The 13,278-nt window shown below is 72.1% G+C and carries 14 protein-coding genes; 8 read left to right on the top strand and 6 right to left on the bottom strand.

Going from position 1 to position 13,278, the window contains the following annotated elements:
• Nucleotides 1-107: 107 nt before the first annotated feature.
• Together VFV89_RS10005 and VFV89_RS10010 are read left to right on the top strand one after the other, a co-directional pair.
• Complete coding sequence (locus VFV89_RS10005; protein WP_329705786.1) at nucleotides 108-464, top strand: YciI family protein; 357 nt, start codon at nucleotides 108-110, stop codon at nucleotides 462-464.
• A gap of 129 nt (nucleotides 465-593) precedes the next feature.
• A complete protein-coding gene (locus VFV89_RS10010) occupies nucleotides 594-1,391 on the top strand; it encodes an alpha/beta hydrolase (protein WP_329705787.1) in 798 nt (265 codons plus the stop codon).
• A 256-nt stretch (nucleotides 1,392-1,647) separates the two neighbouring features.
• Here the strand turns inward: VFV89_RS10010 and VFV89_RS10015 are convergent, their stop codons facing one another.
• The 6 genes from VFV89_RS10015 to VFV89_RS10040 form a co-directional block, all read right to left on the bottom strand.
• Nucleotides 1,648-2,136, bottom strand: a complete 489-nt coding sequence (locus VFV89_RS10015; protein WP_329705788.1) for an SRPBCC domain-containing protein — start codon at nucleotides 2,134-2,136, stop codon at nucleotides 1,648-1,650.
• Complete coding sequence (locus VFV89_RS10020; protein WP_329705789.1) at nucleotides 2,126-2,473, bottom strand: metalloregulator ArsR/SmtB family transcription factor; 348 nt, start codon at nucleotides 2,471-2,473, stop codon at nucleotides 2,126-2,128. The genes VFV89_RS10015 and VFV89_RS10020 overlap by 11 nt, the downstream gene beginning before the upstream one ends.
• Before the next feature lie 187 nt (nucleotides 2,474-2,660).
• Entirely contained in the window at nucleotides 2,661-3,809 is a 1,149-nt protein-coding gene (locus VFV89_RS10025; RefSeq protein WP_329705799.1) for an acetyl-CoA C-acetyltransferase, read from the bottom strand.
• Between the two features lie 8 nt (nucleotides 3,810-3,817).
• On the bottom strand, nucleotides 3,818-4,417 hold the full coding sequence (locus VFV89_RS10030; protein ID WP_329705790.1) for a TetR/AcrR family transcriptional regulator: 600 nt from the start codon (nucleotides 4,415-4,417) through the stop codon (nucleotides 3,818-3,820).
• On the bottom strand, nucleotides 4,410-5,192 hold the full coding sequence (locus VFV89_RS10035; protein ID WP_329705791.1) for an SDR family oxidoreductase: 783 nt from the start codon (nucleotides 5,190-5,192) through the stop codon (nucleotides 4,410-4,412). The genes VFV89_RS10030 and VFV89_RS10035 overlap by 8 nt, the downstream gene beginning before the upstream one ends.
• Nucleotides 5,189-6,361, bottom strand: coding sequence for an acyl-CoA dehydrogenase family protein (locus VFV89_RS10040; protein ID WP_329705792.1), 1,173 nt, complete (start codon nucleotides 6,359-6,361; stop codon nucleotides 5,189-5,191). The genes VFV89_RS10035 and VFV89_RS10040 overlap by 4 nt, the downstream gene beginning before the upstream one ends.
• A gap of 21 nt (nucleotides 6,362-6,382) precedes the next feature.
• Here VFV89_RS10040 and VFV89_RS10045 point away from each other — a divergent pair, with 21 nt between their 5' ends.
• The 6 genes from VFV89_RS10045 to VFV89_RS10070 all read left to right on the top strand — a co-directional run bounded on the left by VFV89_RS10045 (nucleotide 6,383) and on the right by VFV89_RS10070 (nucleotide 13,236).
• Nucleotides 6,383-7,882, top strand: coding sequence for a FadD3 family acyl-CoA ligase (locus VFV89_RS10045; RefSeq protein ID WP_329705793.1), 1,500 nt, complete (start codon nucleotides 6,383-6,385; stop codon nucleotides 7,880-7,882).
• A gap of 165 nt (nucleotides 7,883-8,047) precedes the next feature.
• On the top strand, nucleotides 8,048-9,196 hold the full coding sequence (locus tag VFV89_RS10050; protein WP_329705794.1) for an acyl-CoA dehydrogenase family protein: 1,149 nt from the start codon (nucleotides 8,048-8,050) through the stop codon (nucleotides 9,194-9,196).
• Nucleotides 9,193-10,095, top strand: a complete 903-nt coding sequence (locus VFV89_RS10055) for an acyl-CoA dehydrogenase family protein (RefSeq protein WP_329705795.1) — start codon at nucleotides 9,193-9,195, stop codon at nucleotides 10,093-10,095. The genes VFV89_RS10050 and VFV89_RS10055 overlap by 4 nt, the downstream gene beginning before the upstream one ends.
• Nucleotides 10,095-11,066 carry an acyl-CoA dehydrogenase family protein gene (locus tag VFV89_RS10060; RefSeq protein ID WP_329705796.1) on the top strand — a complete coding sequence of 324 codons (972 nt, stop codon included), beginning with the start codon at nucleotides 10,095-10,097 and terminating at the stop codon, nucleotides 11,064-11,066. Before VFV89_RS10055 ends, VFV89_RS10060 begins: the two co-directional genes overlap by 1 nt.
• A gap of 62 nt (nucleotides 11,067-11,128) precedes the next feature.
• The gene (locus VFV89_RS10065) at nucleotides 11,129-11,863 is read left to right on the top strand and encodes a hypothetical protein (RefSeq protein ID WP_329705797.1); all 735 of its coding nucleotides are present in this window, start codon (nucleotides 11,129-11,131) and stop codon (nucleotides 11,861-11,863) included.
• A 65-nt stretch (nucleotides 11,864-11,928) separates the two neighbouring features.
• Nucleotides 11,929-13,236 (top strand): FUSC family protein, encoded by a 1,308-nt coding sequence (locus tag VFV89_RS10070; protein WP_329705798.1) that lies wholly within the window; start codon nucleotides 11,929-11,931, stop codon nucleotides 13,234-13,236.
• Nucleotides 13,237-13,278: the final 42 nt, after the last annotated feature.

Consider the following 13,278-nt stretch of genomic DNA (forward strand, 5'->3'; position numbering starts at 1 on the left):
CTAGGTGCCGGTTACCTGCCAGGTTGGCCGGAGTCGAGACCGATCAGTCGATATCCGTGCGGTCCGCTCGTCACCCTCGTGCCAGACCCTCATCGAAAGGAGACGCCGTGCCGGAGTACGTCGTCATGTTCCCCGCAGACAACGAGGCGGACTGGGAGACCCGCACCGAGGCCGACCGCCAGGCCACGTTCGACACCGACTACGAGTTCGGCCAGCTGCTCGCAGCACGCGGCGGCGCCGTGACCGGCGGCGCCGGCCTGACGCACAGCAGCCACGCGCGGACGGTCAAGCGTGGTCCGAACTCGCACCCGCTGGTCACGGAGGGTCCCTTCGCAGAGACCGTCGAGCAGCTGTCCGGCTTCTTCATCGTGACCTGCGACGACTACGACGCGCTCGTCGAGGCAGCAAAGGTGCTCGTCCGGGCCCACCCGGTCGTGGAGATCCGCCCGGTGAAGGAGTTCTGAGGAGACGACGGCGGGACGGCCGACGGCGGCTTCGACGAGCGCTGAGAAGATGAGGTGATCGCCTCATGCGGGCGGCATGGCCTCGCCGCCACGCTTGCGCCCATGAGCCAACGATCGGGAGGCGATCACATGCAGCGCGCATCGAGGGAGGCCTGGGAGCTGTTGACGGTCGGGCCACCGGATGCCGATCGATCGGTCCTGTTGTTGCCGGGAGGCGCCAACGCGGCGCGGTCGTTCGATCTGGTGATCGCGGAGCCGGCGCTCTCGGGGGTCCGCCTGGTCGCCACGACGCTGCCGGGCATGGCGGGCGCAGCGCTGACCGGCGACCTGTCGGTCCCGGGAATGGCGCGCAAGGCCGGGGAGCTGGCCAGGGAGCATCGGTGCGACGTGGTCGTCGGCTTCTCCCATGGCGCCACGGTTGCGCTGGAGATGCTGCTGGCCGGTCACTTCCGGGGACCGGTCGTGCTGCTGGGCATCGCGCTGACCACGGAGGACGACGCGGCGTTCTTCCGCGCCGCCGTTCGGTTGTCACAGAAGGTCGGGCCTTGGCCGCTGGGCGCTCTGTTGCGGCTCATGCCCCTGATGGTCAGGTCGCTGAAGATCCCTGAGCCGCACAAGCGGGAGCTGATCGAGGACCTCGGACGGAACCGGGCCGGCGATGCACTCCGGGTGAGCGCCGAGTACCTCGACTACATCGCCGCCGACCGGGACTATGCCGCCGAGCTCGCCGGTGCGGGAAGCCCCGCGTGGGTCGTCCACGCCGAGAAGAACGGGGACGGCGGGCTCACCGACGCCGAGCGCGCCACACTCGAGGCGGCTGGCAACGCGACTCTCGTGACGGTTCCGGGCTCGGTGTTCCTCCTCCCGGACGAGGCCCCGGACCAGACAGCAGCAGTGATAGCCGCTGCTCTGTCGACGCTGGACTGACCGCACGCCCACCGGACCAACCCCCGTGCGTTGTGCCGCGGACCTGACCCGGCTGGCACCCCAAGGCGGTGCTCTACCTCCACCTCCACCAAGCCGCCGTCCACGGCGCCGACGCGGTGGCGGGGTCGAGGGGCTCGGCCCGGCCAGCCTGGCTTCGCTGCAGACACTGCGCCGAAGGGCCGCGCCGCTGACCTTCCACGGCCCTGCCTGATGCGCACCGTGACGGCGACGCGCACGCGGCGAGGCCACCCGAGGGTTAGTCGCGGGCGGTGAGCAGCGTCCTGAGGATGTTCTCCATCTCGTCGAGGCTTTCCTGCTGACCGTCGAAGCCTGTCATGTGGTCGCGTCCCGCCTGGTCGTTGAAGGTCAATGACCAGGTGAACGTCGTGACTCCGTCCCTTTCCTGGAGTTCCATCGTTTCGACTGCCTCCACATCGGGCCAGCAGTTGAAGTGCCAGGTCTCCACGGTTCGGACGGGTGGTTCGACTTCGAGGTATGTCCCGTGGAAGGAGAAGACCGTTCCGTCGCCGGTCACGAAGGAGGAGTGGTACGTCCCACCGACACGGAGGTCGATCGAGCACTCCGTCATGCGGTCGGGGGGCGTCGCTCCCCACCTGCTCACGTGCTCGGGTTTCGTCAAGACGTCGAAGACGAGAGCGATCGGCGCGTCGAACTCGCGAGTGATGACCACCTCGAGCTCGTTCGGGAAGGTGATGATGGCGGAGCCATGCCGATCAGGTGTCACTGTCTTCTCCTTGTCGTTGCAGCTCGGTGAGGTAGTCCTCGATCCGATCCAGTCGGTCGTTGATCGCTCGCTCGTACTTGGCCACCCAGTCGTGCAGGGGCCGCAGCTGGTCGGGGGCCAGGCGGTAGAACCGGTGACGCCCTTCGGTCCGGCGCTCGACGAGTCCGACCTCGCTGAGCACTCGCAGGTGCCGGGAGACGTGAGGCTGAGGCATCGAGACCTGGCCCACGATCGCCCCGACTGACTTCTCGCCTGTGAGCAGAACGTCGAGGATTGCGCGGCGGTGGGCGTCACCTACTGCGTTGAAGACATCGGTGGTCGTCGAAGCGCGGGCCACAGGTCAAACGTATACCCATATGCGAATATGGCAATCGGGCGGCCACAGGCCGCCATACCCGACAGCAGCATGAGCAGAGCGGAACGCGCGAGCGCAAGACGTCCAGTGACGCCAACCCACAGGGCGCACGCGCAAGCCTCGGCGCGCGCCGACGGTGTCGCTGTAGGTGAAGGCTCCCGGTGACCGCTCAGAGCCGCTCGATGATCGTCACGTTGGCCTGGCCGCCGCCCTCGCACATCGTCTGCAGGCCGTAGCGACCGCCGGTGCGCTCGAGCTCGTTGAGCAGGGTCGCCATGATGCGGGTGCCGGTGGCGCCGATCGGGTGGCCGAGGGCGATACCGCCGCCGTTGACGTTGACCTTGTCGTGCGGGGCGCCGGTCTCCTTCATCCACGCGATCACGACCGAGGCGAACGCCTCGTTGCACTCGAACAGGTCGATGTCGTCGACCGAGAGCCCGGCTCGCTCGAGCGCGCGGTGGGTGGCCCGGATCGGTCCGGTGAGCATCCAGACCGGGTCGTCGCCGGTGACCGACAGGTGGTGGATCCGGGCGCGCGGGGCGAGGCCGTGATCGGCGAGCGCCTGCTCCGACGCGACGAGCACGGCCGACGACGCGTCGCAGATCTGGGAGGAGACCGCTGCCGTGATCCGGCCGCCGGGCGCCAGCGGCTCGAGGTCGGCCATCTTCTCCAGCGAGGTCTCGCGCGGGCACTCGTCGACGGCGAGGTCTCCGAGAGGGACGACCTCGCGGTCGAAGCGGCCCTCGGCGATTGCGCTCCGGGCCCGCTCGTGGGACTCCAGCGCAAACTGCTCCATCTCCGCGCGGGAGATGTCCCACTTCTCGGCGATCAGCTCGGCCGAGCGGAACTGGCTGACCTCCTGCTCGCCGTACCGCGCCCGCCAGCCGGGTGACTCCGCGAACGGCGTCGAGAAGCCGTACTGCCGACCCACCAGCATCGCCGCGGAGATCGGGATCGCGCTCATGTTCTGGACGCCGCCGGCCACGACCAGGTCCTGGGTGCCGGACATGGCGCCCTGGGCGGCGAAGTGCACGGCCTGCTGCGAGGAGCCGCACTGCCGGTCGATGGTCACCCCGGGCACGTGGTCCGGCAGCCCGGCGACGAGCCACGCCGTGCGCGCGACGTCGCCGGCCTGGGAGCCGATCGTGTCGCAGCAGCCGAGGATCACGTCGTCGACCGCTCCCGGATCGATCCCGGTCCGGTCGACCAGCGCCGTGATCGTGTGCGCAGCGAGGTCGGCGGAGTGGACGCCGGCCAGCGCGCCACCGCGCCTGCCGACCGGGGTGCGGACGGCGTCGACGATGTAGGCCTCACCCACGTGCCCCCTCATGCGCCCAGCCCGTCGAGCAGGATGGTGACGTACTGGTCCGCGACCTGCGCGGCCGAGAGCGAACCGCCGGGCCGGTACCAGTTGACCGCGACCCAGACGGTGTCGCGGATGAAGCGATAGACGAGGTCGATGTCGAGGTCCGCGCGCAGCACGCCGGCGGCGACCCCCTCGCGCAGCAGCCGCATCCACACCTCCCGGGACTGGGCGTGCCGCTCCGCGAGGTAGCCGAAGCCGTCGAGGGTGCCGAGGTAGGCCGCGTCGTTCTGGAAGATGGCGACCTCGCTGTGGTGCCGGTCGATGGCCTCGAAGGACACCCGGACCGCCTGCTCGAGCTTGGCCCGCGGGTCGGCGTCGCCGGCCAGGATCTCGTCGTACTGGCCGAACAGCTCCTCCTGGAAGGTCCGCAGGATCTCGTCGACCATCGACTCCTTGGAGTCGAAGTGGTGGTAGAGGCTGCCCGAGAGGATCCCGGCGGCGTCCGCGATGTCGCGCACGGTCGTGTTGCGGAACCCCTTGCTCGCGAACAGCTCGGCCGCGATCCGCAGCAGCTCCTCGCGACGGGTCAGGCTCTGGGCCGGTGACTGGGTCTCAGGCATGCTGGCTGCTCACCGCCACCACCTCACCGGTCAGGTACGACGCGTAGTCGCTGGCCAGGAACACCATCACGTTCGCGACCTCCCAAGGCTCGGCGGCGCGCCCGAACGCCTCGCGCTGCGTCAGCTCGGCCAGCAGCTCGTCGGAGGTGACCTTGGCCAGGTACGGGTGCATCGCCAGGCTCGGGCTCACCGCGTTGACCCGGATGCCGTGCGGCGCGAGGTCCATCGCCGCGCAGCGGGTCAGCGCCATGACCCCGGCCTTGGCCGCGGCGTAGTGGGCCTGGCCGTCCTGGGCGCGCCAGCCGACCACCGAGGCGTTGTTGACGATCACGCCCTTCCGGCCCGCGTCGACCATGCGCCGGCCGGCAGCCCGGACGCAGCGGAAGGTCCCGGTCAGCGTGACGTCGAGCACCCGGCTCCACTGCTCGTCGGTCAGCTCGAGCACCGACGCGGTCCCGCCGAGGCCGGCGTTGTTGACCATCACGTCGACACCGCCGAGCTCGTCGGCCGCGTCGAGCAGCGCCTGCACCTGGTCCTCGTCGGTGACGTCGCACACCACCTGCCGCACCCGGTCCGCGCCGAACTCCGTGGCGAGGACCTCCTCGGCCTCACCCAGCCGTCGCTCGTGGGTGTCGCTGAACACGACGGCCTGCGCGCCCTCCTCGAGCGCACGCCGTACGACGGCCGCGCCGATGCCGGCCCCGGCCGCCGCGGTCACCACCACGACCTTGCCGGCCAACAGGTCGTGACCCGGCACGTACGCAGGGGCGGTCATCGGCCCTCCCGGGGCAGCCCGAGCACCCGCTCGGCCAGGATGGTGCGCTGCACCTCGTCGCTGCCGCCGTAGATCGAGTCCGCGCGGGAGAAGAGGTAGAGCCGCTGGAGGTCGTCGAGCTCGTACGGCGCGGCACTCGCCACCAGCCCGTCGAGGCCGCGGACGTCCATCGCGACCTCGCCGAGCCTCTTGTGCCAGCGCGCCCAGGCCAGCTTGAAGACGGAGGGCGCGCCGGCGTCGCTCCCGCCGACGACGGAGAGGCCGCGCAGGGCCTGCCAGCGCAGCACCTCGAGCTCGGCCTTGAGGCCGGCCAGCCGGTCGCGGACGACCGGGTCGTCGATCGCGCCGTTGTCCCTCGCCAGCCGGACCACGCCGCCGAGCTCGCGGGCGAAGCCGACCACCTGGCCGAGCACCGACACCCCGCGCTCGAAGCCGAGCAGGGCCATGGCCACCCGCCAGCCGTCGCCCGGCTCGCCCACCACCAGGTCGGGCGCCGTCCGCGCGCCGGTCAGGAACACCTCGTTGAACTCCGAGCCGCCGGTCAGCTGCCGGATCGGCCGGACCTCGACCCCCTCCTGGTCGATCGGCACCAGCAGGAACGACAGCCCGTGGTGCCGCTGTGAGCCCGGCTCGGTGCGCGCGATGAGGAACAGCCACTGGCTGAAATGGGCGTTGGACGTCCAGACCTTCTGGCCGTCGATGACCCAGCCGTCGGTGTCGAGCCGGGCCCTGGTCTGCACGTTGGCGAGGTCGGAGCCGGCGCCCGGCTCGGAGTAGCCCTGCGCCCACAGCTCCTCGACCGCCAGGATCCTCGGCAGGAACCGCTCCTGCTGCTCCTTGGTCCCGAAGGCCATGAGCGTGGGTCCGAGGAGCTCCTCACCGAGGTGGTTGACCCGGTTGGGAGCGTCGGAGCGGGCGTACTCCTCGTGGAAGATCACCTGCTGCCACAGCGACAGCCCACGGCCGCCATGCTCTGCCGGCCAGCTCACGCCGGTCCAGCCGTGCTCGGCCAGGTGGCGGTTCCAGGCCAGCCGCTCCTCGATCGCCTCATGCTCCCGACCGGGCCCGCCGAGCCCCTTCAGCCCCGCGAACTCGCCGCTCAGGTGGTCCTCGAGCCAGCCGCGGACCTCGGCCCGGAAGGCCTCGTCCTCGGAGTAGCTCAGGTCCACGTACGCTATGCTACCAAGCAAATGCTTGGTTTGTCGCAGACGCTCCCTGCCCTGCTCCGTGAGGCCGCGGAGCGGTTCGGCGAGCACCCGGCCTACGTCGAGGGCGACCGGACCCTCTCCTACGCCGATCTCCTGCGCCGGGTGGAGAGAACCGCCGGCGACTACGCGCGGCGGGGCGTCGCTGCCGGCGACCGGGTGGTCCTGTGGGGGCCGAACAGCACCGACTGGGCGGTGGCCGCGCTCGCGGTGTCGTACGCCGGTGGCGTGCTGGTCCCGGTCAACTCGCGCTACGTCGGCCCGGAGGTCGCCGACGTCGTCGAGCGGACCCACGCGGCTCTGGTCGTGGTCCACGACGGCTTCCTCGGCCGCGACCAGGTGCGGGAGCTGGCCGATGCGGGCGTCACCGCGCCCGTCATCCGCCTCGACAGTGGAGTAAATTCGTCACCGGGCGGCCAAAAGGCCGCACAGTCTGCGTTCGCAGCCGTCTCCCCCGACGACGTGGCGGACATCCTCTTCACCTCGGGGACGACCGGCCGGTCCAAGGGCGCGATGAGCGCGCATCGGCAGACCATCGGCGTCGCCCGCGCGTGGGCCGAGCTGGGCGGGGTCCGGCAGGACGACCGCTACCTGGTGGTCAACCCGTTCTTCCACTCCTTCGGCTACAAGATCGGCATCGTCGTCGGGCTGCTGACCGGCTGCACGCTCTACCCCGTCGCCACCTTCGACGTGGACGAGACGATGCGGCTGATCGAGACCGAGCGGATCACCGTGTTCCCCGGCGCACCCACGCTCTACCAGTCGCTGCTCAACGCTCCGGGGCGGGCAGAGCGGGACCTGTCCTCGCTCCGGCTGGCGGTGACCGGCGCGGCAGTCGTGCCGGTCGTCCTCATCGAGCGGATGGGCGACGAGCCTCCGTCGGGGCTGGGGATCGACCAGGTCATGACGGCGTTCGGGATGACCGAGGCGGTGGTCGTCACGATGTGCCGGGAGGGTGACTCGGCCGAGACCGTGGCCACCACCAACGGCCGGGCGATCCCGGGCATGGAGACCAGGATCGCTGCCAACGGCGAGCTGCTGGTCCGCGGCCACTACGTGATGCTCGGCTACCTCGACGACCCGGGGGCCACCCGCGAGGCCGTCGACGACGAGGGCTGGCTGCACACCGGCGACGTCGGCTCCCTCGACCGCGACGGCAACCTCACGATCACCGACCGGCTCAAGGACATGTACATCTCCGGCGGCTTCAACGTCTATCCCGCGGAGGTCGAGCAGGCGCTCGCCCGGCTCGACGGCGTGGCCGACGTGGCGGTCGTCGGCGTGCCGGACGAGCGGATGGGCGAGGTCGGCAAGGCGTTCGTCGTACGCCGCGAGGACAGCGCGCTCACCGAGGAGGACGTCGTCGCGTTCGCCAGGGAACGGCTGGCGAACTTCAAGGTGCCGCGCCAGGTGGCGTTCGTCGACGCGCTCCCCCGCAACCTGAGCGGCAAGGTGCTGAAGACCGAGCTGAGGGATCGTGGCTGAGCTCGGCACTGAGGCACCCGGGCCGTCTCACGCTCATCGAGCCTGTCGAGATGTCTGCAGCCTGGGCACCCGCGCAACCGCGGCGGGCGGCCGTCAGCTCGCGCTGCGGTGGTCTCGACGAGCTCGACCAGCGGTGGTCCGGTCCCAGCGTCGTGAGGCCGGGGCATGGACCTGAACCTCTCCGAGTCGGAGCTCGCCTTCCAGGCGGAGGCCCGTGCGTGGCTGGCCGCGAACGTGCCGGCCGAGCCACTTGCGTCGATGGACACCGCAGAGGGCTGGCGGCTGCACCAGGAGTGGGAGGCGAGGCTCGCCGAGGCCCGCTGGTCGGTGGTGTCGTGGCCGAGGGACTACCACGGCCGCGAGGCCTCGCTGGTCGAGTGGGTGCTGTTCGAGGAGGAGTACCACCGCGCCGGCGCGCCCGGCCGGGTCTCCCAGAACGGGATCCTCCTGCTCGCGCCGATCCTCTTCGACCATGGGACCAAGGAGCAGCAGGACCGGTTCCTGCCGCCGATGGCGACCGGTGAGCAGGTCTGGGCGCAGTGCTGGTCCGAGCCCGAGGCCGGCTCCGACCTGGCCTCGCTCACCTCGAGCGCCCGGCGCGACGACGACCGTGGGGGCTGGGTGCTCAACGGCCAGAAGACGTGGTCGTCGCGAGCGGCGTTCGCGCACTGGGGGTTCGGCCTGTTCCGCTCCGACCCGCGGGCCGAGCGGCACCGCGGGCTGACCTACTTCCTCTTCCCGCTCGACGCCGACGGGATCACGGTGCGCCCGATCGCGCAGCTGGACGGCGAGGCGGGGTTCGCCGAGATCTTCTTCGACGACGTCTTCGTGCCGGACTCCGACGTGCTGGGCGCTCCCGGCGACGGGTGGCGGGTCGCGATGTCGACCGCCGGGAACGAGCGCGGCCTGTCGCTGCGCTCCCCCGGCCGGTTCTGCGCCGCCGCCGACCGGCTGGTCGACCTCTACCGGACCGCTCCGCACCGGGAGGACCTCGCGGCAGCCGTCGCCGACGCCTGGATCGGTGCGCAGGCCTACCGGCTCCACACGTGGTCGGCGGTGGCCCGGCTCGCGGCCGGCGAGGACATCGGTCCGGCGGGCTCGGTGAACAAGGTGTTCTGGTCCGAGCTCGACCTCGCCCTCCACGAGACCGCGCTCGACCTCCTCGGCGCCGAGGCCGAGGTCGAGTCGACGTGGCTCGGCGGCTACACGTTCGCGCTGGCCGGCCCGATCTATGCCGGCACCAACGAGGTGCAGCGCAACATCATCGCCGAGCGGATCCTCGGTCTGCCGCGAGAGCCGAGGGCGGCGCGGTGAGGTTCGAGCTCGACGCCGACCAGCGGGACTTCGCGGCCTCGCTGGACTCCCTCCTGGCCGCATCCGACACCGTCGCGGTCGCCCGCGCCTGGGCCGAGGGCGACCACGAGCCCGGGCTCGAGCTGTGGGGCCGGCTGGCCGAGCTGGGCGTCACCGGGCTGGCCACCGAGGACACGACAGTGGAGGCCTGCCTCGCGTTCGAGGCGCTGGGCCGGCACGCCGTCCCCGGGCCGTGGGTCGAGTCCGCGGCCGTGCTCCCCCTCGCGCTGGGCCGGGACCTGTCGGGGACGATCGCCACGGTCGCTGTGCCACCACGGGTGCCCTACGCCCTCGACGCCGACGTCGCGGCCGAGGTCTTCGTCCTCCACGACGGCCGGCTGCACACGGCCACCGTCGGCGACCGGGTCGGCTCGGTCGACCGGAGCCGGCACCTGTTCCGCGTGACGCCGGGCGAGCCCGTCGGGACCCTCGAGCTCCGTGGCGGCCTCGGTCTCGGCGTCCTGGCCACCTCGGCGCAGCTGCTGGGAGCCGGCGAGCGGCTGCTGAGCGACTCGGTCGCCTACGTGAAGCAGCGCCGGCAGTTCGGCCGCGAGATCGGTTCGTTCCAAGCCGTCAAGCACCGGCTCGCCGACGTCCGCATCGCCCTCGACTTCGCGCGGCCGCTGCTCCACGGCGCCGCGGTCACGACCGAGCGGAAGTACGTCTCCGCGGCCAAGGTCGCGTGCAGCGACGCGGCGTACCTCGCCGCCCGGACCGCGCTGCAGGTCCACGGCGCGATCGGCTACACCGCCGAGCTCGACCTGTCGCTCTGGCTGACCAAGGTGCGGGCGCTGCGCAACGCCTGGGGCTCACCGCCCTTCCACCGCGCCGCCGTCCTCGAGGCGCTGGGGGCGGGCTGATGGAGCTCGCACTCTCCGAGGAGCAGCAGGAGCTGGCCGCCACCGTCCGCGCGCTGCTGGCCAGACGTGCCGACTCGGCGGCGGCCCGGGCGGCGATGGAGTCCGAGCGCGGGTACGACGAGGCGCTCTGGCAGACCTTGTGCGACCAGGTCGGGGTGGCCGCGCTGGCGATCCCGGAGGCGTACGGCGGTGCCGGGTTCTCGCTGCTCGAGTCGATGGTCGTGCTCGAGGAGGTCGGGAGGTCGCTCGCGCCGTCGCCCCTCCTGGCGTCGCTGGTGGCCGCCGAGGCGCTGCTCGCCGGCGGCACCGACGAGGCGAGGCGCCGGCTGCTCCCCCGGATCGCTGCCGGCGAGGTCGCGGCGTTCGCGGTGCCGGACGAACCCTCCCTCTTCGCCGACCGGGCGACGGTGCTCCTGGTGGCCGGCGGCGAGCTGGTCGAAACCGCGGACGCTGCTGCGTGGGTTCCGTCGATGGACCAGACGCTGCGGCTCGGCGTCGTACCCTCCGCCGCAGGTGCACCGGTCGGTGACGCGGCCGCCGCCCGCGCCCGGGCGTCGCTGGTCGGTGCGGTCGGCGTGGCCGCGCTGTCGGCCGGGCTGGCCGCCCGGGCGCTGGAGATGACGGTCGCCTACTCCAAGGAGCGGGTGCAGTTCGGCCGCCCGATCGGCTCCTTCCAGGCGCTCAAGCACCGGATGGCAGACCTGCTGGTCCTCGTCGAGATGTCGCGCTCCGCCTCCTGGGCGGCGTCGTGGGCTCTGGCGACCGAGGCCCCGAACGCCGAGCAGCTGGCCCATGTCGCCAAGTCGTACTGCTCGGACGCGCTCGACCGGGTCGCCGCCGAGACCGTGCAGCTGCACGGTGGCCTCGCGATCACCTGGGAGCACGACGCGCAGCTGGTCTTCAAGCGCGCGCACGCGCTGGGCCAGCTGTTCGGGTCGGCGCGCCGGCACCGGGCGCTGATCGAGCTGTAGCGCCGTTTGGCGCGCGCAGCCCGTCTCCGGGATGATCCAGGCCCGCCACGGAGAGGACGAGAGTGACGACCACGACGCTGGATGCGACGACCGGGACGAGCTGGCGCGACGACGCCGCCGCAGCCGCACGGACGCTGTCGGTGCTGACGCTGGTGGGTGCGGCCTGCGGCGGGTTCGCCGTCGGGATCCTGTCCCGGCTCGCCATGTTCCTGCTCGCCCGCCTCAACCCGGCGGCGTCTGGCGTGACCAGCGACGACGGGTTCGTCATGGGCCGGTTCACCCTGTCCGGGTCGCTCCAGCTGGCCGGGGTCGGCCTGCAGCTCGGCGTGGCCGGCGCGGCGTTCTACGTCGCGCTGCGCGGGCTGCTCACCGGACCGCCCTGGTTCCGCCTCCTCTCGATCTCGCTCGGACCAGCAGTCGTCGCCGGCGCCATGGCCGTCCACACCGACGGCATCGACTTCCACCTCCTCGAGCCCACCTGGCTCGCCGTCGCCCTGTTCATCGCGGTCCCGGGCGTCTACGCCGCCCTCCTGCACGTCATCGGCGAGCGGGCGCTCGAGCGATGGCAGCCCGGCCGGTTGCTCCTCGGTCTCGGCCTCGCCCCCTGGGTGCTGCTCCTCCCGGTGACGCTGCTCCTCGCCGCCGGTTTCGCCGTTCACCGAAGGCTGCGCCGCGGCTCCGGCGGCCCGGCCTTCCTCGCCAGCCCGTGGCCGGCCCGGACGCTGCGTGCCGGACTCGCGGTGCTCTTCGTGCTCGCGCTCATCGACCTGCGCAACGACGTCATCGCCCTCAGCTGACGGCCCGACGCAGCCGGGCCACCCGCGCCGGCGGGCTCGGACCCTCGCCCATTGCAGAATGGAGCGTGGTGCGGTGGTGGCGCGGCCTCGTCTCCCGGGAGCTGGCTCGGCTGCGCCGCGACGGCCGCGCCGCAGTGCTGTGGTCTCTGCGCATCACCGTGGCTGCGACCGCGAGCTACGTGGTGGCCTCCCAGGTCTTCCCCGGCAGCCAGCCGCTGCTCGCACCACTGACCGCCATGCTGGTGGTGCAGGTGACGCCCATCTCCCTGCTCGCCAGCGGCATCGACCGGGTGGTCGCCGTCGTGGCCGGGGTGGCGCTGGCGGTCGCGTTCGCGGCGGTCGTGCCGCTGGAGTGGTGGAGCCTCGGCGTACTCATCCTCGTCTCGATCACCCTCGGCCAGTTCCTGCGGCTGCGGGAGAACCTCGTCGAGGTGGCGATCAGCGCGATGCTCGTCCTCGGCGTCGGGGCGATCGGCGCCGAGGCGGCGGCCGGGCAGCGCATCGCCGAGACCCTGGTCGGCGCCGCGGTGGGCATCATCGCCACGATGGTGTTCCCGCCGAAGGTCGCCACCGCCGACGCGGGTCGGGCCATCGACGGCCTGGCCGACGAGGTCGGCGAGCTCCTGACCCGCGCCGCTGGGGAGCTCGACACGATGGCCGAGGAGGAGCCACAGCGCCTGGCCGGTGCGGCGCGGGAGTGGCTCGGCGATGCCCGCCGCATCACTCACGACATCCCCCTCGTCGGGGCCACGCTGCTGCGGGCCGAAGAGGGTCGACGGCTGAACGTCAGAGCCGTGCGCGCGCCGCAGGTCGAGCCCGGCCTGAGGCAGGGTCTCGAGGCGCTCGAGCACACGGCGGTGGCGGTCCGCGGCCTGATGCGGTCGGTCGCCGACGCCGCCGAAGGTGGCTGGCTCGACGAGGACGCTGAGGACCAGCCCGGCGACGTGCTGCGTGACCTCGCCGAGGCCTTCCGCGAGCTCGCGAACGGCGTCGACGCCTTCGGCGCGCTGGTCCGTCACGAGGGCGCGGCGCAGACCGGCCCGGGCCGCGACGACGTCGCCCGGCTCCGCGACGCACAGGACGGCATGCAGCGAGCAGCGGCCAGGCTCGACGCTGCCATGGTCGAGGCGCGACACCCCGACGTGGTCGAGCTCTACGCCGCCACCCGCACCACCGTGCGGCGGCTGCAGCACGAGCTGGCACTCGACGAGCGGGTCCGCCGCCAGCTCCGCCTGCGTCCCCACCGGCGGATGCCCACCCGCGGCGCCGCCCGCCGTCGCTCCACCGGCGACTGGCCCGCCCCCACCGGCCCCGACGACGAGACCCAGGTCATGCCACAGCTCTCCGACGAGCCACCGGCGGACCAGAGCTGAGGTCGCTCACTGGTGGTCGGACTGCCAGGACCGCGCCAGCGA

It is taken from the genome of Nocardioides sp., from assembly GCF_036274455.1.
Taxonomy (GTDB): Bacteria; Actinomycetota; Actinomycetes; order Propionibacteriales; family Nocardioidaceae; genus Nocardioides.

What these genes read in the sequence shown, in the direction of transcription:
- VFV89_RS10010 (WP_329705787.1), top strand. Translation starts at nt 594, where the DNA reads ATGCAGCGCGCATCGAGGGAGGCCTGGGAGCTGTTGACGGTCGGGCCA.
- VFV89_RS10030 (WP_329705790.1), bottom strand. Translation starts at nt 4,417, where the DNA reads ATGCCTGAGACCCAGTCACCGGCCCAGAGCCTGACCCGTCGCGAGGAG.
- VFV89_RS10035 (WP_329705791.1), bottom strand. Translation starts at nt 5,192, where the DNA reads ATGACCGCCCCTGCGTACGTGCCGGGTCACGACCTGTTGGCCGGCAAG.
- VFV89_RS10045 (WP_329705793.1), top strand. Translation starts at nt 6,383, where the DNA reads ATGCTTGGTTTGTCGCAGACGCTCCCTGCCCTGCTCCGTGAGGCCGCG.
- VFV89_RS10050 (WP_329705794.1), top strand. Translation starts at nt 8,048, where the DNA reads ATGGACCTGAACCTCTCCGAGTCGGAGCTCGCCTTCCAGGCGGAGGCC.
- VFV89_RS10060 (WP_329705796.1), top strand. Translation starts at nt 10,095, where the DNA reads ATGGAGCTCGCACTCTCCGAGGAGCAGCAGGAGCTGGCCGCCACCGTC.